Source organism: Ruegeria sp. SCP11 (genome assembly GCF_040329455.1).
GTDB classification, from domain to species: Bacteria; Pseudomonadota; Alphaproteobacteria; order Rhodobacterales; family Rhodobacteraceae; genus Ruegeria; species Ruegeria atlantica_E.
Map to the genome: position 1 here is coordinate 276,542 of NZ_JBDZYG010000001.1, position 21,005 is coordinate 297,546.

17 protein-coding genes are annotated in these 21,005 nt (G+C 57.6%); 10 read left to right on the forward strand and 7 right to left on the reverse strand.

The features are described 5' to 3' along the window. Positions 1–22: 22 nt before the first annotated feature. Positions 23–838 (reverse strand): ferritin-like domain-containing protein, encoded by an 816-nt coding sequence (locus ABLN94_RS01435; protein ID WP_352988988.1) that lies wholly within the window; start codon positions 836–838, stop codon positions 23–25. An 85-nt stretch (positions 839–923) separates the two neighbouring features. Next, positions 924–1,385, reverse strand: coding sequence for a peroxiredoxin (locus ABLN94_RS01440; protein WP_352988446.1), 462 nt, complete (start codon positions 1,383–1,385; stop codon positions 924–926). An 83-nt stretch (positions 1,386–1,468) separates the two neighbouring features. Between ABLN94_RS01440 and ABLN94_RS01445 the strand changes: the two genes are divergently transcribed. The 4 genes from ABLN94_RS01445 (at position 1,469) to ABLN94_RS01460 (ending at position 7,982) form a co-directional block, all read left to right on the forward strand. After that, positions 1,469–4,831 carry a DUF3971 domain-containing protein gene (locus tag ABLN94_RS01445; protein ID WP_352988447.1) on the forward strand — a complete coding sequence of 1,121 codons (3,363 nt, stop codon included), beginning with the start codon at positions 1,469–1,471 and terminating at the stop codon, positions 4,829–4,831. Positions 4,832–4,862: 31 nt separating this feature from the next. Further along, a complete protein-coding gene (queA, locus tag ABLN94_RS01450) occupies positions 4,863–5,909 on the forward strand; it encodes a tRNA preQ1(34) S-adenosylmethionine ribosyltransferase-isomerase QueA (RefSeq protein ID WP_352988449.1) in 1,047 nt (348 codons plus the stop codon). Between the two features lie 112 nt (positions 5,910–6,021). Then, positions 6,022–7,293 (forward strand): MFS transporter, encoded by a 1,272-nt coding sequence (locus ABLN94_RS01455; RefSeq protein WP_352988451.1) that lies wholly within the window; start codon positions 6,022–6,024, stop codon positions 7,291–7,293. Between the two features lie 110 nt (positions 7,294–7,403). Further along, the gene (locus ABLN94_RS01460; protein WP_352988453.1) at positions 7,404–7,982 is read left to right on the forward strand and encodes a DUF924 family protein; all 579 of its coding nucleotides are present in this window, start codon (positions 7,404–7,406) and stop codon (positions 7,980–7,982) included. Here the strand turns inward: ABLN94_RS01460 and ABLN94_RS01465 are convergent. After that, complete coding sequence (locus ABLN94_RS01465; RefSeq protein WP_352988454.1) at positions 7,979–8,413, reverse strand: hypothetical protein; 435 nt, start codon at positions 8,411–8,413, stop codon at positions 7,979–7,981. The genes ABLN94_RS01460 and ABLN94_RS01465 overlap by 4 nt on opposite strands. A 216-nt stretch (positions 8,414–8,629) precedes the next feature. On the opposite strand from ABLN94_RS01465, the gene lpdA reads away from it, so the two are divergent. Next, positions 8,630–10,024 (forward strand): dihydrolipoyl dehydrogenase, encoded by a 1,395-nt coding sequence (gene lpdA, locus ABLN94_RS01470; protein ID WP_352988456.1) that lies wholly within the window; start codon positions 8,630–8,632, stop codon positions 10,022–10,024. 56 nt (positions 10,025–10,080) lie between these two features. Here lpdA and ABLN94_RS01475 read toward each other — a convergent pair whose 3' ends face one another. After that, the gene (locus tag ABLN94_RS01475) at positions 10,081–11,466 is read right to left on the reverse strand and encodes a M20/M25/M40 family metallo-hydrolase (protein WP_352988458.1); all 1,386 of its coding nucleotides are present in this window, start codon (positions 11,464–11,466) and stop codon (positions 10,081–10,083) included. Positions 11,467–11,787: 321 nt separating this feature from the next. Between ABLN94_RS01475 and hemA the strand changes: the two genes are divergently transcribed. The 3 genes from hemA to ispG all read left to right on the forward strand — a co-directional run bounded on the left by hemA (position 11,788) and on the right by ispG (position 15,544). Continuing rightward, positions 11,788–13,011, forward strand: a complete 1,224-nt coding sequence (gene hemA, locus ABLN94_RS01480; protein WP_352988460.1) for a 5-aminolevulinate synthase — start codon at positions 11,788–11,790, stop codon at positions 13,009–13,011. A gap of 128 nt (positions 13,012–13,139) precedes the next feature. Next, positions 13,140–14,351 (forward strand): helix-turn-helix domain-containing protein, encoded by a 1,212-nt coding sequence (locus ABLN94_RS01485; RefSeq protein ID WP_352988462.1) that lies wholly within the window; start codon positions 13,140–13,142, stop codon positions 14,349–14,351. Between the two features lie 71 nt (positions 14,352–14,422). Continuing rightward, entirely contained in the window at positions 14,423–15,544 is a 1,122-nt protein-coding gene (gene ispG, locus ABLN94_RS01490) for a flavodoxin-dependent (E)-4-hydroxy-3-methylbut-2-enyl-diphosphate synthase (protein WP_352988464.1), read from the forward strand. A gap of 15 nt (positions 15,545–15,559) precedes the next feature. Here the strand turns inward: ispG and ABLN94_RS01495 are convergent, their stop codons facing one another. The 3 genes from ABLN94_RS01495 to ABLN94_RS01505 form a co-directional block, all read right to left on the reverse strand. Then, positions 15,560–16,135, reverse strand: coding sequence for a ubiquinol cytochrome C oxidoreductase (locus tag ABLN94_RS01495; protein ID WP_352988466.1), 576 nt, complete (start codon positions 16,133–16,135; stop codon positions 15,560–15,562). A gap of 223 nt (positions 16,136–16,358) precedes the next feature. After that, complete coding sequence (locus tag ABLN94_RS01500; protein ID WP_352988467.1) at positions 16,359–17,117, reverse strand: DsbA family protein; 759 nt, start codon at positions 17,115–17,117, stop codon at positions 16,359–16,361. Beyond that, positions 17,114–18,496, reverse strand: a complete 1,383-nt coding sequence (locus tag ABLN94_RS01505) for a M48 family metalloprotease (RefSeq protein ID WP_352988469.1) — start codon at positions 18,494–18,496, stop codon at positions 17,114–17,116. The genes ABLN94_RS01500 and ABLN94_RS01505 overlap by 4 nt, the downstream gene beginning before the upstream one ends. Between ABLN94_RS01505 and ABLN94_RS01510 the strand changes: the two genes are divergently transcribed. Together ABLN94_RS01510 and ABLN94_RS01515 are read left to right on the forward strand one after the other, a co-directional pair. After that, the gene (locus tag ABLN94_RS01510; protein WP_352988471.1) at positions 18,495–19,658 is read left to right on the forward strand and encodes a pyridoxal phosphate-dependent aminotransferase; all 1,164 of its coding nucleotides are present in this window, start codon (positions 18,495–18,497) and stop codon (positions 19,656–19,658) included. The genes ABLN94_RS01505 and ABLN94_RS01510 overlap by 2 nt on opposite strands. A 66-nt stretch (positions 19,659–19,724) precedes the next feature. Continuing rightward, on the forward strand, positions 19,725–20,945 hold the full coding sequence (locus ABLN94_RS01515; protein ID WP_352988472.1) for an N-acetylmuramoyl-L-alanine amidase: 1,221 nt from the start codon (positions 19,725–19,727) through the stop codon (positions 20,943–20,945). Positions 20,946–21,005: the final 60 nt, after the last annotated feature.

A 21,005-nucleotide genomic window follows, 5' to 3' on the forward strand; every position in this document is an offset into this window, starting at 1 on the left:
GATAACGTCAAGTTGAGCACGTTTAATGCGCGGCACCCGGTGGAGGTAGATCTTCGGTCAGTGGCCAGTAGAAATCGGGCGGCAGCCCCGCTTCGGCGCGTTTTTCTTCGTTGAAAGGAGGTTTCAGTACCCCGTGGAAGTACCGCCGCACCAGTTGGTGAAACACGTCCTTGGGGTCGGCATTTTCACGCCCGCACAGGAAGTGGAACCATTTCGATCCATAGGCTACGTGGCCGACCTCTTCGGCGTAGATAACTTCCAGCGCGGCGATGGCTTGTTCGGCCTTGGCCTTGCGGAAAATGTCGATCATGCCGGGCGTCACATCCAGCCCGCGCGCCTCAAGCACCATTGGTACGACGGCCAGACGGCCCATCAGGTCTTCGGCCGTGTCCTCGGCCGCGCGCCACATACCGGCATGAGCGGGCAGGGCACCGTAGTGGCTGCCCATGCTTTCCAAACAATCACAGACCATCTCGAAATGGCGCGATTCCTCTTCGGCGCATTTGACCCAGTCGTCATAAAACCCGATTGGCATGGGGACGTGTCCAAAGCGGGCGATGATGTCCCAGTGCAGGTCGACCGCATTGAGCTCGATATGGGCAACCGCGTGCAGCAGGGCGATGCGGCCTGCTTCGGTTCCGGGTTTGCGCTTCGGCACCTCGCGCGGAGACAGCAGTTCGGGCCTGTCCGGGCGGGCCGGAGACATGGGCGGCTCGGCGGTGCCGATCTCGATCGCCGGGGCCTCACCCTTGCGCGACTCAAACCATGCCGCCGCATGACGTTTGGATAGGGCGCTTTTCTCTCGCCCGTCCGCCGTGGTCAGAACTTCGGTCGCCATCTGCGTCAGTGTTTTCGACACCGGGTTTCTCCGCTTGCTCAATTGCGCGGGTCTTAGACCGGATGGCGACCGTGGTCGAGAGGGGTCACAGGGCGCGGACAGCCTCCAGTACCTCATCCACGTGGCCGGGGACTTTGACCTTGCGCCAGACCCTGGCGATCTTGCCCTCGGCGTCGATGATGAAAGTTGAGCGTTCGATGCCCATGGACTTGCGCCCATACATGTTCTTTTCGACCCACACGCCATAGTCCTCACAAACGGTCGAGCCCTCGTCGGACAGCAGCGGAGTTATTAGGTTGTGCTTGGCCACGAATTTGTCGTGCTTGGCGACGCTATCGCGCGAGATGCCGAAAACTTGAGCGCCGGCGTCACCAAAGTCTTGAAGTTGTTCCGAGAAACCGATGGATTCCTTGGTGCAACCCGGCGTATCATCACGGGGGTAGAAGAACAAAACCACGATGCCACCGCGCAGGGCGGACAGGGTAACCTCGCCACCCCCGTCGCGGGGCAAGGTGAAATCAGGGGCCATGTCTGAAACGTCGGGCATTGGAAACTCCGCTAAAGTTTTTTAAGGGCTGCCCGTCATCATAGGGCGGCACGAGCGGGTTAAAAGGCGTGGATAGAAAATTGGTGCAGCACAAAGAAAAAAGTGCGACGCAGCCGGAGAAGCCCCGGCACCACCGCTCGCGCCGTCGGAAAGCTGCGCATTTTTCCGGTTGGACTATCCTGACACTGGGCCTGCTGGTTTTTGCGGCATGGCTCTTTCTGTTTGGTCAGAACCTGCACGCGCCTGAATGGCTGCGCAAACAGGTCGAGCAGCGGCTAGAGCAAAGCCTTGGTGGGCTTCAATTCCGATTTGGGGATGCCAGTTTCATCGTAAACGAAGAGTGGCGACCGCGGCTGCGACTGACTGACGTGACTATAAGCGATGCAGCAGGACAACAAATTGCTCAGGTGTCGGATTTGCGGACGCGCCTGTCGATGCGCGGGTTACTGCGCGGGCAGATTCGCCCACGCCGTATTATCTTGCACGATGCGCAATTTGCGTTGACCCGCGGGTTGGACGGCGCGCTATCACTGACCGTTGGTTCGGGCAGTGCGCCAGTTCAACAGGCGCCGGATCTCGCGCAGTTGATCGAACAATCCGACGATGTGTTCTTGTCGCCCATTTTGTCAGGTCTGCGCTCGGTCGAGCTGGAATCCTTGACCTTGGACTATCAAGACCTGCGGCTTGGTCGGGCCTGGGTGTTCGACGGTGGGCATATTACCGCCACCCGAACCGGGGATGAGATGCATCTCGCCACGGGCTTTTCAGTACTTACCGGCCGCGACTATGCCAGTTCGATCGAGGCAAATTACACCAGTGTTTTGGGCACTCCACAAGCCGCGTTCGGCATCGCGATCACCGATCTTCCGGCCGAGGATATCGCCAGCCAGAGCCTTGCCCTATCGTGGTTGCAAGTTCTCAAGGCACCGATTTCAGGTGCGTTGCGCGGCAGCGTCGACAGCAACGCGGCGTTGGGCCCAGTCTTTGCAACGCTGAACCTCGGGGCGGGGGCGGTGCAACCGACGCAGGAAACGCGTCCGATTCCATTCGAGTCGGCCAGCACCTATTTCACCTATACCCCAAGTCGTCAGGAATTGGATTTCAACGAAGTGTCGGTCGTCTCGGCCTGGGGGTCCCTTCAGGCCGAAGGCAAATCGTTTCTGAACGGTATTGAGAGCGGCGCGCTTGACAGCCTGACCTCGCAGCTGAGCCTCAGCAGTCTCAACATCAACCCGGCCGGTCTTTTCCCTGAACCGCTGGAACTGGCTCGGGCCGATCTGGAGATGCAGATGAAACTTGCCCCATTCGAGCTGCGGTTGGGGCAGATCATGGTTGAAGACGCCAACTATCGCCTGCTGGGGTTCGGCAAACTGATCGGTGAACCCGAGGGTTGGGCAGCAGAGCTGGATGCGCATTTGGACAGCATGAATGCGGATGAACTGCTAAACTACTGGCCGGAAAGGCTGGCACCCAAACCCCGGATCTGGGTGGCGCAAAACCTGTATGAAGGCCAGTTCTCGGACGTTGATTTTGCCTTGCGGCTGCGGCCTGGCAGTAAGCCCGACATTTACCTGGATTTCGGGTTCGAGAAAGCAAAGATCAGGTTCGCCAAGACGTTGCCACCGCTTGAGAACGCGCAGGGGCAGGCTAGTCTGATCAATAACCGCTTCACTGCAACAGCCGAGGCGGGGGTTGTATTCGCGGATCAGGGTGGTGCGATTGACGCAACCGGCACCTCGTTCATTATTCCCGATACCAGCATCAAGGGCGTGTCTCCGTCTATTACCCGGATCACTGCCAGCGGCAGCACTACAGCGGCTTTGTCGCTCCTCGACCGGCCGCCGCTGCAATTGCTGACCAAAGCCAATCTTCCGGTTGATCTTGCTGAGGGAAAGGTAAGCCTCGCCGGAACATTGGCTCTGCCAATGAAGAAAGGGTTGAAGTTCGAAGAGACGGAGTTCCACTTTCTCGGAGAAATCGACAACGTTCAAAGTGACAGGCTGGTTCCCGGCTTCTCGGTAATTGCAGACCGGTTGGCCCTTGAGGGCGACGAGACAGAGGTTGAGGTCTCAGGCAATGGGCTTTTCGGGGATGTCCCCATTGAGGCCACGTGGCGGCAACCAATCGGCGGCAGCGAACCACAGCGCAGTGAGGTGACCGGGCAAATCGAACTTTCTCCCCGTCTTATGACCGAATTAAAGGCTGGCCTGCCGCAGAGGATGCTGACCGGGCAGGGCACTGCGGATATCGCTTTGGGTATTGGCGCGGGGGAGCCGCCGAAACTCACGGCCTCGTCTGACCTGACAGGGGTCGCATTGGCAATCCCGGAACTGGGTTGGCGCAAGGGGGCGGGAACAAAGGGCACAATGACCGTCGCGGCGACGTTGGGAGAAAACCTGCGTGTGGACGAGCTCAAGCTGAACGCGGCAGGGTTGCGCACCACCGCGTCAATTTCTTTCAATCAGGGGGATTTTGACCGCGTTCAGTTCAGCTCGTTCGATTTGGGGAACTGGTTGGCGGTTCCTGCTGAACTGGTCAACACTGGTGGCGCCGTACCCAATATTCGCGTGCTTGGCGGCGTCATGAATTTGGGGCGCGCAACCTTCGGCAGTGGCAGCGGTGGCGGCTCTGGCGTGGGACCTCGACTGGACGTGGTGCTGGATCGCCTGCAAGTTACCGAGACCATCGCTTTGACTGGGTTCAGAGGCGCATTTCAAACCACCGGAGGTGTCAACGGCGCATTCACCGCCAGTGTGAATGGGGGGGCTCCTGTTCGCGGGCAGGTCTCTCCGCGTTTGGGGCGCAGCGCGGTGACGCTGACATCTGGTGATGCGGGCGCGGTTTTGCGTTCGGCGGGAATGATCACCCAAGCGCGCGGCGGATCCTTGGACCTGCAACTGGAACCGGTGGCGGGGCCCGGAAACTACGACGTGAACGTGAAAATCACCAACACTCGCATCAAGGACGCTCCGGCGATGGCTGCGCTGTTGAACGCGATCAGTCTGGTTGGCCTGCTGGACGAAATGGCCGGGCAGGGCATCTTTTTCTCTACCATCGAAAGCCGGATGCGGCTAACGCCAACTCAGGTCAAAGTCCTCAGCGGCAGTGCGATCGGACCATCAATGGGTCTGTCATTTGACGGTACAATCGACACGGTTTCTGGGATGCTGAACCTGCGCGGTGCGATCTCTCCGATCTATTTGGTGAATGCCATAGGCAGTGTATTCACCAAAAAGGGCGAGGGCGTCATTGGGTTCAACTACACCCTAACCGGCCCACTGCGGCAGCCAAAAGTGTCTGTTAACCCGTTGTCCGGTTTGGCGCCGCTGTTTCTGCGGAACTTACTGAGGGCACCGGCGCCAACGGTTTCCGACGGGCCAAATTCGCAGCCCGTCAAACCGGACGAGCCAAAGCGAACTTTCGGGGCACCTGCATCAGACCGTTGAAACGGGAGGCAACGCGCTGTATGGCGCGGCCATGAAACTCAGAGACTTTGATTTCCGATTGCCCGAAGACCTGATTGCCACGCGGCCCGCCAACCCGCGGTCCTCGGCGCGTTTGTTGGTGGCCAATGGCGATGCGGTGTCGGACGAGCATGTCTATGATCTGCCCGAATGGTTGCAACCGGGCGACCGGCTTGTACTGAACGACACCCGTGTGATCCCCGCACGCCTGAACGGTCGTCGCCACCGTGACAGTGCGCAAGGTCCGGTCTCTGCCGCGATTGAGGCGACTTTGTTGGAGCCTCAGGCCGATGGCACCTGGACGTCGTTGATCAAGCCTCTGAAAAAGGTAAAGCCGGGAGAGGAGATCCGGTTCTCAGACGACCTCAGCGCAACGCTGGATCGGGTCGACGGCGGGCAGGCCCATCTGCGGTTCAATCTTTCCGGTGAGGATTTCGACGCCGCTCTGGAGCAGGCAGGGGCAATGCCTTTGCCGCCCTACATCGCAGCCAAGCGTCCGGCAGATGAGCAGGACAAGACCGATTACCAGACGATCTGGGCGCGTAACTCGGGTGCGGTTGCGGCGCCCACAGCCTCATTGCATTTTGACGAAGCGCTTCTGAAGGCGCTTGCCGAGCGCGGTGTTACATTCAGCCATGTCACGCTGCATGTGGGGGCTGGTACTTTTCTGCCGGTTAAGGTCGAAGATGTGACCACGCACAAGATGCATGCCGAATGGGGTCGGGTCAGCGCCACAGCCGTTGAGGAAATCCGTGCGACCAAAGCGGCGGGCGGAAGGGTCATTCCTGTGGGCACAACGGCCCTGCGCCTGATCGAAAGCGCGGCGCGCTCTGGTCAGATCGAACCGTGGGAGGGGGAGACGGATATCTTCATCTACCCCGGATTTGAATTCCATGTGACCGACGCACTGATGACCAATTTCCACCTGCCGAAATCGACATTGCTGATGCTGGTCTCAGCACTGATGGGGCAGGATCGAATGCGCGACGTCTACGCGCATGCAGTTGAACAGAAATATCGGTTCTTTTCTTACGGGGACGCGTCGCTTTTGATCCCATAAAGGGCGCGTTGTCGGGATCGTTCTTTGTCAATGTCGTAGACAAGCACGACCAGAGCAGTTTTTCATATCAAAACGAATCCTTATTCCCGGTCGGCATTTTAAGGAGGCCCCAATGCTTCAGGTCCTGTCCAGCGCATGGGCGCTTCTTCTTGGTATCGGCCTGCTGATGGTCGGGAACGGCCTGCAAGGTACGATTCTGGGTGTTCGGGGGGAAATCGAGGGTTTTTCGACTCTGGAAATGTCATTCGTGATGTCGGCCTACTTTCTGGGTTTCTTAGGGGGATCACGCCTGGCGCCCGAGATGATCCGACGCGTTGGGCACGTGCGGGTTTTTGCGGCGCTGGCCTCATTCATTTCGGCCGTCATGATCCTGTACCCGTTGATGACCAATCCGTTTGTCTGGGTTTTGGGGCGTGTTGTGATCGGGTTCTGCTTTTCCGGCGTGTATGTGACAGCGGAAAGCTGGCTGAACAATGCGGCCAGTAACGAGAACCGCGGTCAGGCTCTATCGCTCTATATGATTTTCCAGATGACCGGGGTCATCACTGCTCAGGGGTTGGTGGTATTGGGTGATCCCGCCGGATTTGACACTTTCGTTGTCGCATCCATCCTGGTTTCCATTTCGTTTGCGCCAATTCTGCTTTCGATCTCGCCAACTCCGGCGTTCGACACGACCAAGCCGATGACACTGCGCGAGTTGTTCGGGTATTCGCCGTTGGGCTGTGTTGGAATGTTCCTGCTGGGCGGTGTGTTCTCGGCGCAATTCGGTATGGCGTCGGTTTACGGCGCCCGGGCAGATCTGACGCTTGTTGAGATTTCGACCTTTATTGCAGCGTTCTACGTTGGCGCTTTGGTGTTGCAGTACCCGTTGGGCTGGATGTCGGATCGCATGGACCGGCGCACGCTTATCATGCTGGTTGCAGGGGTAGGGGCCGCCGCCGCCGTCGTAGGCATGATGTTTGGATTCTCTTTCACCATCCTTCTGGCTGCGGCCTTTGTGATTGGCGGCATGTCGAACCCGCTCTACTCTCTGCTGATAGCGCACGCGAACGACTTCTTGGATCATGAAGATATGGCTGCCGCCTCGGGCGGGTTGCTGTTCATCAACGGCTTGGGTGCCATTGCAGGACCGCTGATCACCGGTTGGCTGATGGGCGACGCTGTTTTCGGCCCGCAAGGGTTTTTCCTATTCATTGCAGCGCTGCTGGCGACAATGGCCGTTTATGCCCTGTACCGCACGACTCAGCGTGCAGCGATCCCGGTTGATGAAACCGGAACGATGTCGCCGTTCTATCCAACGGCGTCACCTGTTGCGCTTGAAGTTGCTCAGGAAGTGGCCATCGAAGCCGCCGAAGCCGAGCAAGAGACGCAAGATGTTGCCTAAGACACAGGATTATGTCGCAAGTGTTGCAATTTTTTACTGTAACAAATCTGTAAAACAGCATTTAATAACCTTACGTCCCTGGGGAGGACAACACGACGGAGTTTAGGGCAATGGCAGGTCCTGAAGAAGTATTGAGTTTTTGGTTAGATGAGATTGGCCCCAAGGGTTGGTATCTACAAGATGATGCCTTGGATGCTGAAATTCGCGAACGGTTTTTGACCACCTGGGAAGCCGCGAATGAAGGCAGGTTTTCGCTTTGGCTGACTTACCCCAGCGGGGCACTCGCCTACATCATCCTGATGGATCAGTTTCCACGTAACATGTTCCGGGGCAGCGCCAAGGCTTTTGCGTCTGATCGGGCGGCGTTGTCGGCTGCGAAATGTGCGGTTGATAAGGGCTGGGATCTGAAAATTGATGAGCCCGCCCGGCAGTTCTTCTACTTGCCGATGATGCATTCGGAAAACCTGTGCGATCAGGAACGTTGTGTGCGCCTGATGTGTCAGAACATGACCGACGGCGATCAAGGCAATCTGTTGCACGCGCGTGCACATCGCGAGGTGATCCGAAAATTTGGCCGCTTCCCTTATCGGAACGAAGCACTTGAACGTCCAATGACCGAGCATGAAGCGGCCTATGTGGACATGGGTGGTTACGGTGCCACAGTCCGCGAATTGCAGGCGGCCAGTTAGGACGCTGGTTCGCACCCTCTGATTGCTATAATGCGGTCGGCAATCTCGTCGGCCGTTTTTTCTATGGCGCTGTTTATCATCTCGTCAGGAGAGTCCGTGATCTCGGCGATGCGGGCCTGAGATGCCTGCATCTTTTGCTCCAATTGATCGAGCGTAGTCAGCGCCGCGGATATCCGCTGCCCTACAGCGCTGTCGGTCTCACTATCATTCGTCTGAATGCTAGCAAGATCACTGCGCAGTGCGGTCAGTTCTCCGCGAACGCCTCGAATTTCGTCCTTTAATGGCCCGACGATCTGAACTTTTTCCGAAAAGCCAGTGGTGATGTCGTCCACAGTCGATGCCAACTTCCATCCAAGAAACAAACAGATCGCCAACAGAATTAGGGTGGCGTTCAGAAGAGCAAGCAGCAGATCTTTGAGTGTCTTGGCCATGATAAGCCTTTCGAATGACTTGTGTTTAGCAAAGAGTGGGTAAACCCGGTGCCTATGTTCTAGCCATTGAAGCGTGCCCGGTATAGGCTGAAAACCGCATAAACTGATACTGTTGACCCAGCGTCGCATTTGTCGCGGGAAAGGTGTGTTGATGCGTTGTGCAATTTAGTTTAATGGTAAACTAATTTTTCAATCGACCTGCGCCGAGAGGGAAACATGGCTGCACAATCTTTTGATCTGATCGTAATCGGCGCCGGTCCGGGCGGGTATGTTGCTGCAATTCGCGCGGCACAGCTGGGACTGAAAACCGCTGTGGTCGAACGTGAACACCTGGGTGGCATCTGCCTGAACTGGGGTTGTATCCCAACGAAAGCTCTGTTGCGCTCGTCCGAAGTGTTCCACCTGATGGAGCGCGCCAAGGACTTTGGCCTCAAGGCTGACAAGGTTGGTTACGATCTGGACGCTGTCGTAAAACGTTCGCGCGGTGTAGCTGCGCAGCTTTCGGGCGGCATCGGTCACCTGTTGAAGAAAAACAAAGTGACCGTGGTGATGGGTGAGGCAACGATCCCCGCCAAGGGCAAGGTTTCGGTCAAAACCGAAAAGGGTGCCGAAGAGCTGACTGCGAAGAACATTGTCCTGGCTACAGGTGCCCGCGCACGCGAGCTGCCGGGCTTGGAAGCTGATGGCGATCTGGTCTGGACCTATAAGCACGCGCTGCAGCCGCCACGGATGCCAAAGAAACTTCTGGTCATCGGTTCGGGTGCGATCGGCATCGAATTCGCCAGCTTCTATAACACGTTGGGTGCCGACACGACCGTGGTCGAAGTCTTGGATCGGGTGCTTCCGGTTGAAGACGCCGAGATCAGTGGACTGGCCAAAAAAGCCTTTACCAAGCAAGGCATGACCATCATGGAAAAGGCGATGGTCAAGCAGTTGGACCGTGCCAAGGGCAAGGTTACCGCGCATATCGAAGTCAAGGGCAAGGTCGAAAAACACGACTTCGACACCGTGATCTCAGCCGTGGGCATCGTTGGAAATGTCGAAAATCTGGGGCTTGAGGCTTTGGGTGTGAAAATCGACCGCACCCACGTCATCACCGATGAGTTTTGCCGTACCGGTGTCGAAGGTCTTTATGCTATCGGCGATATCGCGGGCGCGCCGTGGTTGGCGCACAAAGCCAGCCATGAAGGCGTCATGGTCGCCGAGTTGATTGCCGGCAAACATGCGCACCCGGTCAAACCCGAAAGTATCGCTGGTTGCACCTATTGCCAGCCGCAGGTTGCGTCGGTCGGGTACACCGAAGCCAAAGCCAAAGAACTGGGCTATGACATCAAGGTGGGCCGTTTTCCCTTCATCGGCAACGGCAAGGCCATTGCGCTGGGTGAGCCCGAAGGGCTTATCAAAACAGTTTTCGACGCGAAGACCGGAGAGCTTCTGGGCGCCCACATGATTGGAGCGGAAGTGACCGAACTGATTCAGGGCTATATCGTAGGACGTCAGCTGGAAACCACGGAAGAGGACCTGATGAACACGGTCTTCCCGCACCCGACTCTGTCAGAAATGATGCATGAAAGCGTCTTGGACGCTTATGGCAAGGTCATCCATATGTGAGTTTGGGACTACCTCCCAATGTCAAAGGCACCGCCGATCTGGCGGTGCCTTTTTCTTTATCTGGTCAATGCGTCCAAAATGCGGGCCCATGACCGGATGCCCTTGTGGAAGCTTTTCACGTCGTACTTTTCGTTCGGTGAGTGGATAGCATCGTCATCATTGGCAAAGCCGACCAGCATCGAATCCAGACCGAGTTCCTTATTGAAATAGCCGACAACCGGAATTGATCCGCCCATCCCGGTGAAAACAGCCTCACGGCCCCATTCATCGGACAGGGCACCTCGGGCGGCTTCGAATTCGGGCCGGTCCAGATTCATGACCGAGGCGGGAGCCCCCTCTAGGTCATTGTCCCATTCGACTTTTGCGTCGGGCGACAGGCGATCCTCAACGTGTTTGCGGACCTTGGTGCGCAGTGCGTCTGGGTCCATGTCGCCGACCAGACGGCAGGTGATTTTGCACTGGGCTTGCGATGGGATCACCGTTTTCGAACCCGCACCATTGTAGCCGCCCCATAAGCCGTTGACCTCAAGCGTTGGGCGCGCCCACTGCTGTTCCAGCGTCGAATAGCCTTTTTCGCCATGGGGTTGCGTGTACCCGACAGAGTTCAGGTACTCGGTTTCATTAAACCCGCAGCCTTCCCACTGGCGCAGTTGGTCAGAGGGCACTTCGTGGACGCCTTCGTAGAATCCTTCGACTGCCACCCGGCCAGTTTCATCGTCATAGAAAGAGGCCACGATTTTCGACAGTTCCCGCAGCGGGTTCAGACCGGGGCCGCCATAATGGCCCGAGTGCAGGTCGATCCGGGGGCCGATGATGGTGAACTCATCCTTGAGCATGCCGCGCAGTTGTGACGCAATCGACGGCACGCCGCGCGATACCATCGAGGTGTCACAGACAAGAGCCAGATCGGCTTTCAACTCGGCCGCGTTTTCTCGCAGGAACGGAACCAGGGATGGAGAGCCTGATTCTTCTTCACCTTCGAAGAAGAAAGTGATGCGGCAGGGCAGGGAGCCGTGGACGGCTTTCCACGCTCGGCATGCTTCGACAAAAGTCATCAACTGGCCTTTATCGTCCGACGATCCTCGGCCACGGATGACGGGGCCGTTGTCGGTGTCTTCGATGGCCGGATCAAACGGGTCGCGTTTCCACAGGTCCAACGGGTCGACCGGTTGCACGTCATAATGCCCATAGAACAGAACATGCGGTGCGTTGGTGTCGTCTCCGACATGGCCAACGACCATCGGATGGCCGGTCGTTTCACGTTTTTCTGCAGCGATGCCAATGCTTTGCAGATCAGCCACCAGCCAGTCGGCGGCCTGATCCACTTGTGCATCATAAGCCGGGTCTGTTGAGATGGACGGAATGCGCAACAGTTCCATCAGGCGGTCGATCGAGGTTTGCAGATCAGCGTCGATGCGGTTCAGAACAGCGTCTAACGACATGGGGTTCTCCTGCTAATGAGATTTGGCCGGAACCCTATCAGCGCCATCGGCGCCGTCCAGTGCGCTTTTCCGGGAATATGGTATAATATCGGAAACCACACGGGTGCCTGCGTCGTTTCCTCGCGTCTGATGGCCGTAACTTTACTTGTCGACACCGGTGTGAGGGGATATTTGATGCAAATCAAATATGTGGTCCCAATGTTGTTTATACGTAATGGGCACAAGGGAACGCATTGGCGCAACTCCGGCTTCGTCCGGTGAAGGCGTCAGGAATATCGTCCGGCCAAGAAAGCCATGAGTCGGGCAGGTAAGGAGACACCGGTGGACTATACTGCTCAGCTCGATACAGCGATTGCCAGGCTGCATGATGAAGGACGCTACCGCACTTTCATTGATATCGAACGCCGCAATGGCCATTTCCCGCACGCAGTGTGGACGCGCCCGGACGGGTCGCAGCAGAACATCACCGTTTGGTGTGGCAATGACTACCTAGGCATGGGGCAGAACCCGGTTGTTCTGAACGCAATGCACGATGCCGTTGATGCAGCCGGCGCAGGCTCAGGCGGGACGCGCAACATCTCGGGTACTACGGTCTACCATAAGCAGCTGGAGGCTGAACTGGCCGATTTGCATGGCAAAGAGGCCGCGCTGTTGTTTACCAGCGCTTATATCGCCAATGATGCAACGCTCAGCACACTGCCCAAGCTGTTCCCTGGCCTGATTATCTATTCGGATGAGCTGAACCACGCTTCGATGATCGAGGGCGTACGCCGTAACGGCGGGGCCAAGCGCATCTTCCGCCACAACGACGTTGAACATCTGCGTGAGTTGCTTGAGGCCGACGATCCCAAAGCCCCTAAACTGATTGCTTTTGAGTCCGTTTATTCCATGGACGGTGATTTCGGACCGATCGAAGCAATTTGTGATCTCGCCGACGAGTTTGGCGCTCTGACGTATATCGACGAAGTCCACGCGGTTGGCATGTATGGCCCGCGCGGCGGTGGTGTCACCGAGCGTGATCGTTTGGCGCATCGAATTGACATCATCAACGGCACGCTGGCCAAAGCCTATGGCGTGATGGGCGGTTACATCGCAGCCAGCGAGAAAATGTGTGATGCTGTGCGTTCTTATGCGCCGGGCTTCATCTTTACGACTTCGCTGCCGCCTGCTGTTGCAGCAGGGGCTGCGGCATCGGTTGCCCACCTCAAAACCGCGGCTGAACTGCGTGAGCAACACCAAACCCAAGCCAAGATTCTCAAGCTGCGTCTGAAAGGGTTGGGTCTGCCGCTGATCGACCATGGCAGCCATATCGTACCCGTGATCGTTGGTAACCCTGTGCACACGAAAATCCTCAGCGACCGGCTGCTGGAAGACTTCGGAATTTACGTTCAGCCAATCAATTTCCCGACCGTTCCGCGCGGAACCGAGCGTCTGCGGTTTACTCCGTCACCAGTGCATGGACCTGACGAAATGAACCGTTTGGTGCAGGCTATGGACGAACTTTGGTCACATTGTGCGCTAAATCGCGCCGAACTCGCGGGTTAACCTCACGCCAAAGTGTGCATTGTGTTTGCTATGTGTTACGCTTGAGCTAACAAAATCAGCGGACGAATCGTTAATGGGATGATTCGCCGTTAGCGTGAAACACGCACAGGCAGAATGGGGCAGCAGGGATGATTGGGCGCAGATCTCAGCGCGATTCCAAGGATGAAGCCGACGTCAGGCCAAAGGGTTTTGACGATTATGAGGTTCGGCTTGGCGATAGGATGCGCGGCGAACGTGCAACTATGGGCAAATCCCTTTTGGACGTTCAGCGCGAGCTGCGGATCAAAGCCAACTACATCGCTGCCATCGAAGACGCCGATCCAGAGGCATTCGACACACCCGGCTTCATCGCCGGGTATGTTCGTTCTTATGCCCGTTATTTGGGGATGAACCCGGATGACACCTTTGCGGCATTCTGCAAGGAAAGCGGGTTCGAGGTCGCACATGGCATGTCGGCTGAGGCGTCGGTTGTGCGCAAACCGAGCGGGGCTGTGGCTGCAAAAGGTCCGATGGGGCGTGACCCATTCATTTCGCCTAACACGCCCTACCTTCCGGGGCGGGAATCCCTCGTCAGCCAAATTGAACCGCGCGCCATTGGATCCTCGTTGGTTCTTGTCGCGGTGATTTGTGGCATTGGTTATGGCGGCTGGTCGGTGCTGAACAAAATTCAGCAGGTGCAAGTCAGCCCGGTCGAGCAAGCTCCAGTCGTTCTGTCTGACCTCGATCCGCTGGATGCTGCACGCACCAGTGTTGAGGCCGAGGTTGCGACTGTGGACACACCCAGCACAGAGGCGCTGGACCGGCTGTATCGTCCACAGGCTCTGGACGTTCCGGTTCTGGTCGCCCGCGACGCACCGATTTCCACGCTTGACCCGCGCAAGGTTGGCACTTTCCTGCCGCAGGAACCGCCCAAGATCGAAGTGGCCGAGGTTCACACAGTTGAACGCCCGGCTTTGCCGCAAGTGGTCGAGCAGATTGATACGACACTCAAGATTGTCGCGGTTGATCCTGCCTGGATGCGGGTTACCGCCGCGGATGGCAGTGTGATTTTCGAAGGCACGCTTGGCACGGTCGAGCAGGGCAGCGTCTTTGAGGTGCCGCTGACCGAAGAACCGCCGCAGCTGCGCGCTGGTGCCGCAGGGTCAGTGTTTTTCTCGATGAATGGCGAGCACTTCGGGCCTGTAGGTGCGCCAGGGACCGTAGCAAAGGGCGTGGTTCTGTCCAAGGATGCCGTTGCTGAGGCGTATGCTGTTGCCGATCTTGAGGCCGAACAGAACAGCGCGCTCAAACAGTTGGTGGCCGAACTTCAGGCGCAGGTTTCCGAAGAACCCGCCGAGTGATCTAGCCATTGCGATGGCCCTCTAGCCAGACTATCTAAAGACGCAACTCAGGTTGCCTTGGATCCGTCCTCATGTCGCTCAATCACGTTCGCCCGTGGCGCAATATCTACCGCCGCAAATCCCGTCAGATCATGGTAGGGGACGTAGCCGTCGGTGGTGATGCACCGATTGCGGTGCAGACCATGACCAACACCCTGACAACAGATGTTGCTGCAACCGTGGCGCAAGTGCAGGCGGCGGCCGATGCGGGTGCGGATATTGTACGGGTCTCGGTCCCGGATGAGGCGTCATCGAAAGCCTTGAAAGAGATCGTCCGGGAAAGCCCGGTGCCGATCGTGGCCGACATCCATTTCCACTATCGCCGGGGGATTGAAGCTGCCGAGGCCGGTGCCGCTTGTCTTCGGATCAACCCAGGTAATATCGGCGACGAAAAGCGCGTCAAAGAGGTCATCAAGGCCGCGCGTGACCACAATTGTTCGATCCGCATCGGTGTGAACGCGGGCAGTCTGGAAAAGCACTTGCTTGAGAAGTACGGTGAGCCATGCCCCGAGGCGATGGTCGAAAGCGGGCTAGAGCATATCCGTATCCTACAAGACAACGATTTCCACGAATTCAAGATCAGCGTGAAGGCAAGCGACGTGTTCCTGTCGGCTGCTGCCTATCAGGGCATAGCAGAAGCCACCGACGCACCGATCCATCTGGGTATCACCGAGGCCGGAGGTCTGGTGTCGGGCACCATCAAATCGGCCATCGGTCTGGGCAACCTTCTATGGATGGGTATCGGTGACACGATCCGTGTCAGCCTGTCTGCCGATCCGGTTGAAGAAGTCAAAGTTGGCTACGAGATCCTGAAATCTCTGGGCTTGCGCCATCGCGGTGTGAACATCATTTCATGCCCATCCTGCGCCCGGCAGGGGTTTGATGTGATTAAGACGGTCGAGGCGTTGGAGCAGCGGTTGGAGCACATCAAGACCCCGATGAGCCTTTCCATCATCGGCTGCGTCGTAAACGGCCCAGGTGAGGCGCTGATGACCGACGTTGGTTTTACCGGCGGTGGCGCTGGGTCAGGCATGGTCTATCTAGCCGGTAAGGCGAGCCACAAGATGTCAAACGACCAGATGATCGACCACATCGTGGAAGAGGTCGAGAAGAAGGCTGCTGAATTGGATGCAACGGCTGAGGCCGCCGAGTAAGGCGCGCTGGGTCACCTATCTCGGCGATGGTAGTCTTGATACGTCAATAACAACAAATTGCCCCTGTTCGTTGATCTTGTGGGGTGGCACCTTCAGGTTTTCGTTGGTTGGGCCTTTCCGCGGGCGGCCCCACAAATCGAAATGCGCACCTCTGCACGGATCGAAGAATCCGTCGAAGTCTCCAGCCTTTGTATGCACAATACACCCAAGTCCCGCAGTGCTTATTGGGCTGACGATGAACCACTCAAGGCGCGCAAAGCGTTCAGGACCAAGCTCTTGCTCAAGCGCGCCGTTGTTCAAAACCTCAGACCAATCTTCCGCAGGGATACTGGGGTCAAATTGCTCCATGGCCGTCGCCATCTCAGCGAGATCGCGACGCCATACTAAGACCGGCCTCCCTTTGATGCTGAGCAATCTCGCATCACCGGGGTCCCAGCTTCCTACTTGGAAAGTGCTTGGTCTGTTCTTGTAAAACGCTTCGACGTCCGCTGTTGGTTTCGCGCTGGAAATCAGAAAATACAGCCCGGTTGCGACCGTCAAAATGGCCCAGCCTGCCGCCACGTAATAGAGGACAACACCCTTATTCTTCATGTGGTAGCTACTCTAAATCGGCCCAATCAATCGCGTATTGATTGAATGTCTACCGGAGGGCATTACCGGAAGGAAGCGGGTTTCGACCTGTCCAGCAAATTATGTAAGCAAGATAAAGTACCCAAGTTTTGGAGGTTAGCCGTCCTTGGGAAAGCCCTAAAAAGGCATGTAGATATAATCGTGAACCAGTGTGCGGTGGGGGCGGCTTGGCCGCCCCAAATGCTCAGCCTTGCTCGGCGCGCACGCCGTTGGCAATTTGTTGCATCTGATCTGCGGGCAGGAAACCACGCAGCAACTCGGTGCCCAGAACAAAAGACGGTGTTCCAGCAATCTTCATCCGCTGTGCCAAGGCGCGGGTGCGGGCGATTTCTTCGTTGACCTCATCGCTGTCCATCGCAGCGATGATCGCGTCGCTGTCCAGGCCCAGCCCGTCAGAAATACGGCGCAGCGTCACTTCGTTCGGTTCGCCGCTAAATTCCAGAAGAGCGTCGTGAACTTGTTTATAAGCATCGTCACCTGCCACATTCTTGGTGGCCACGGCAAAACGCGAGGACAGGACCGAAGCTTCACCCAGGATCGGGAACTCCTTGACAACCAGACGAATATTGCCGTCGGCGGCCAGCAGACTGGCGACTTCCGGTACTGCACGGCGACAATAGCCACAGCGGTAATCCATGAATTCAACCAGCGTGATGTCACCATCGGGATTGCCGCCAACCCAGCTATAACCATCGTTGAACAGTTCGTCGGCATTGGCCGCGACCAACTCTTTGTCCGCTGCGGCTTCGGCAATCGCGTTGCGTTGCTCAAGGACGTTGATTGCCTCGATGATTACCTCGGGGTTTTCCAGCAGGTATTCGCGCACCTGTGCGCCGAACTCTTCCTTTTCCGAGGCGCTGAGCGCGTTCAAATCCAGCGCTTGCACAGGGCCTGTCATCAGGGAAAGCCCCAGAAGGGCGGGTGCTGCGTGTCTGAGGATCATTTCCGTTTCCTTTTCGCTTTCATTGCGCGTTCCGAGGCAATCAGCACATCCTGCGCCCGTTGCCAACCCGGTGAGCCTTCCGGCAGTTGCCTGACGGCTCGTTTTGCATGAATGCCTGCGTCGTCCAACCGGCCTTGCAAGGCATATCGTTCTGCGGTCACGACCGAGGCCATGCCATTATTCCCGACCTTGGCATAGGCCACGCCAAGGTCCTGCATCAAGCGGGCATTTCGGTAATCCCTCTGCCGCGCTTTTTCAAGCGCTTGCAACGCGTTCTTCGTCTGGCCATTTGCCAGCAGAGCGCGTCCGTATCCCGCGAGGATCAATGAGTCATTTGGTGCCATCTCGACCGCATTTTCATAGGCCGTCACAGCCTCTCGGACCTGACGGTTCTCCAGCAGAATTTGACCTTTGAGTTCGTAATAGAACGGATCGTCCGGTCGAATGGCCAGTGCGCCGTTTATAGCAGCGCGCGCATTGGCCAGATCTCTGTTCTGGTGATAGGCTGACGCTTCGCGCATCAGGCGGACATCCTGCGCGCTTTCTTCTTTCGCGCGCCGCATAGTCCAAGTGGGCGACCGTAGGAACGCAGACAGTTTGCCTTTGACCCGCGCGAACCAATATTCGGCATTCAGATCAGATTTCGACCAGTCGCCGTATTGCTCCATAAACGCTTCGGCCGCGCGCAAACGTTCTCGGCTGGTCGGATGCGAGCGCATATACGGATCCTGATTGATAGTGCTCAGCAATTCCTGACCCGCGAATTTGCGATGTAGCGCGACCATCCCGGCAGGTGAGATTCCGGCCCATCTGAGATAGCTGGCCGCACTGCGGTCAGCCGAGGATTCCTCGGCACGGGTATGGCCCAGAAAGCTGCGCAGGGCCGCACTTTGGGTGCCCGCCGCGATGCCCGCTGCGGCTTCGCCGCCACCAGCGAGCGCGGCGATCAGTGCCAACGCGGTACCATAGCCGGCATTGCGGTTTGCAGTTCGCAGATTTTCTACTCGGCGAGCCAGGTGGCCATTGGCAATGTGGGCAGCCTCGTGGGCGATGACGGCCTGCAACATCTCGGGGCTTTCAACGCTGAGGATCAATCCATAATTCAGGTAAATTGCACTGTAATCGATGACAAAGGCGTTAAACGTCCCGTCATTGACCACGATTATCTTGACCCGATTGGTGTTCAACCCGGCCGCGCGCAGGACAGGAAAGGCCAGTTCACGCAGCCCATGCTCGATATCGGGGTCTCGGATCAGGCTTTGAGCAGTCGCAGGAACGCCGCTTGCCATCCATGTCACTGTCACCAGCAACAGGGCTGGGATTGACGTCACCTTGGATAAGCGTTCAAAAGCCATGGCTGCAACATGGGAGATGGGCATGAGAAACTCAACCCGGTCCGGGGTCGATCCGTTTATTGTGATGGACGTGATGGAGACCGCGCGCAAAGCCGAAGAGGCCGGGCGCCATATTATTCACATGGAGGTTGGTCAGCCGGGTACTGGGGCCCCCCAGGGTGCCGTTCAGGCACTTGCCGCGGCTATGGAGCAAGCGCCGCTGGGCTATACAGTTGCCCTGGGTCTACCTGCGTTGCGCCAACGGATCGCACGGCTGTACGGCGAGTGGTACAACGTTGATCTGAACCCCGAGCGGGTGGTGATCACCCCGGGATCCTCGGGCGGGTTTCTGCTGGCATTCACGGCCCTGTTCGATAGTGGTGATCGCGTCGGTATCGGCGCACCTGGCTACCCATCCTACCGTCAAATTCTGAAGGCCCTGGGCCTGATTCCTGTTGATTTGCCGACAGCGCCTGAAAACCGCCTGCAACCGGTGCCCGCCGATTTCGCGGGGCTCGACTTGCAGGGTCTGATGGTTGCGTCTCCGGCCAATCCCACCGGCACCATGCTGGACCATGCGGCAATGCGTGCGCTGATCGAGGCGGCGCACGGGCAGGGGGCCTCGTTCATCAGTGACGAGATTTACCATGGGTTGGAATATGAGGCCAAAGCCGTCACTGCGCTGGAGCTGACGGATGAATGTTATGTGATCAATTCTTTCTCGAAATACTTCTCAATGACCGGCTGGCGTGTTGGTTGGATGGTAGTGCCTGAGGATCAGGTTCGCGTCGTTGAGCGCATAGCCCAGAACATGTTCATCTGCGCGCCTCATGCCGGTCAGGTTGCTGCATTGGCCGCAATGGATTGCGAGGACGAATTGCAGGCCAATCTGGACGTCTACCGCCGGAACCGCGCTTTGATGCTGGAGGGTTTGCCCAAGGCAGGGTTCACCAATATCGCTCCGCCGGATGGTGCCTTTTACGTTTATGCCGACGTATCCGACCTGACCGATGACAGCCGCGCCTTTGCTGGTGAAATTCTGGATAAGGCAGGTGTGGCCGTCACACCAGGGCTGGATTTTGACCCCGAACGTGGCCACCAAACGCTGCGGTTCTCCTACGCGCGATCGACGGCGGATATCGAGGAAGGGCTTCTCCGCCTGCAGCGCTTCATGGTCGAGCGTGGTGCGATCACAACTCCGGCCTGACCCGTTCACAAAATCGACCCAGTCGGCTAGGGTGTTGGCCAAACGATCTCGGGAAAACTTGAGGCCATGAGCAGGATTTACTACGCCATCGCGCTGATCTGGGCGCTGACCGGTGCTGCACTCGCGCATGATTTCAGTGCGCTTGCGCGCGTGCTGCCGGACCAAAGTCGCATCACGGATGACGGCCGCGCCGGAGTGCGTGTTGAGCTTGGCCTTAGTCAGGGTGTGCCGTATCGCGTGTTCACCCTGCGCGATCCTTACCGCATGGTTTTGGATTTTCAGGAGGTCGACTGGACCGGATTGGAAGCCGACACCTTTTTGCAAACAGATCGGATCAGCGACGTGCAGTTCGGGGCTTATGTGCCGGGATGGTCGCGGATGGTGCTTGAGCTTGGTGCGCCTCTGGCCGTCGACACGTCCGAGCTGAAGGTGGATCAGGTCACAGGAACGGCAAAACTGTCGCTTAGCCTGATGGGCACTGATTTCGACAGCTTTACAGCCAGCGCCGGTGCACCACGTCAACCGGGGTGGGATTTGCCCGAACCGGCGGTTACGCCTGTGATACCGGGGCAGGACGGGACACGCACGTTGTTGGTGATGCTGGATCCCGGTCATGGCGGGATCGACCCAGGGGCCGAGGCCGGAGGGACGGACGAGAAAACCCTTATGCTGACCTTTGCGCGTGAACTGCGCGAAGCAATGCTGCGTGCTGGCGGTTATCAGGTGTTTTTGACTCGCGTGGACGATCATTTTGTAAGCCTTGAGCGCCGCATTGCACTGGCGCATCAGGCAGGTGCGGATGTGTTCATCTCGTTGCATGCAGACATTCTGTCCGAGGGTAGGGCGCATGGGGCGGCTGTCTATACGTTGTCTGACGATGCCTCTGACGTAGCCAGTCACAAACTGGCCGAGCGGCATGATCGGGGCGATCTGATCTCGGGCGTGGACCTGAGCGGTGCGGACGATCAAGTGGCGGACGTCCTGCTGGATATCGCCAGGCAGGAAACCCGACCTCGGACCGATGCTTTGGCACGGGCGTTGGCCAAGGGGATGGCACAGCAGGGCGGGCCTATGAACAACCGCCCGATCCGCACGGCTTCTTTCTCGGTGCTCAAGGCAGCGGATATCCCGTCGGTTCTGGTTGAGCTTGGATTTCTGTCCAGCCCCCGAGATCTAAAAAACATCCAAAACCCCGAATGGCGTAAGGGTATGGCGCTTGGCATCCTGAACGGATTAGAGCAATGGCGACAGGAAGATCTGGTCAAACGATCGCTAATTGGCCAGTGACCCCACGGCACAAACCGGCTATTATTAGCCATCGTGTTTTGACCCGGCGCCGGAGCACCA

What these genes read in the sequence shown, in the direction of transcription:
- ABLN94_RS01500 (WP_352988467.1), bottom strand. Translation starts at nt 17,117, where the DNA reads ATGATCCTCAGACACGCAGCACCCGCCCTTCTGGGGCTTTCCCTGATG.
- ABLN94_RS01435 (WP_352988988.1), bottom strand. Translation starts at nt 838, where the DNA reads ATGGCGACCGAAGTTCTGACCACGGCGGACGGGCGAGAGAAAAGCGCC.
- ABLN94_RS01475 (WP_352988458.1), bottom strand. Translation starts at nt 11,466, where the DNA reads ATGTCGTTAGACGCTGTTCTGAACCGCATCGACGCTGATCTGCAAACC.
- ABLN94_RS01505 (WP_352988469.1), bottom strand. Translation starts at nt 18,496, where the DNA reads ATGCCCATCTCCCATGTTGCAGCCATGGCTTTTGAACGCTTATCCAAG.
- lpdA (WP_352988456.1), top strand. Translation starts at nt 8,630, where the DNA reads ATGGCTGCACAATCTTTTGATCTGATCGTAATCGGCGCCGGTCCGGGC.
- ABLN94_RS01495 (WP_352988466.1), bottom strand. Translation starts at nt 16,135, where the DNA reads ATGAAGAATAAGGGTGTTGTCCTCTATTACGTGGCGGCAGGCTGGGCC.
- ABLN94_RS01515 (WP_352988472.1), top strand. Translation starts at nt 19,725, where the DNA reads ATGAGCAGGATTTACTACGCCATCGCGCTGATCTGGGCGCTGACCGGT.
- ABLN94_RS01510 (WP_352988471.1), top strand. Translation starts at nt 18,495, where the DNA reads ATGAGAAACTCAACCCGGTCCGGGGTCGATCCGTTTATTGTGATGGAC.
- ABLN94_RS01440 (WP_352988446.1), bottom strand. Translation starts at nt 1,385, where the DNA reads ATGCCCGACGTTTCAGACATGGCCCCTGATTTCACCTTGCCCCGCGAC.
- ABLN94_RS01460 (WP_352988453.1), top strand. Translation starts at nt 7,404, where the DNA reads ATGGCAGGTCCTGAAGAAGTATTGAGTTTTTGGTTAGATGAGATTGGC.
- ABLN94_RS01455 (WP_352988451.1), top strand. Translation starts at nt 6,022, where the DNA reads ATGCTTCAGGTCCTGTCCAGCGCATGGGCGCTTCTTCTTGGTATCGGC.
- ispG (WP_352988464.1), top strand. Translation starts at nt 14,423, where the DNA reads ATGTCGCTCAATCACGTTCGCCCGTGGCGCAATATCTACCGCCGCAAA.
- queA (WP_352988449.1), top strand. Translation starts at nt 4,863, where the DNA reads ATGAAACTCAGAGACTTTGATTTCCGATTGCCCGAAGACCTGATTGCC.
- ABLN94_RS01465 (WP_352988454.1), bottom strand. Translation starts at nt 8,413, where the DNA reads ATGGCCAAGACACTCAAAGATCTGCTGCTTGCTCTTCTGAACGCCACC.
- ABLN94_RS01485 (WP_352988462.1), top strand. Translation starts at nt 13,140, where the DNA reads ATGATTGGGCGCAGATCTCAGCGCGATTCCAAGGATGAAGCCGACGTC.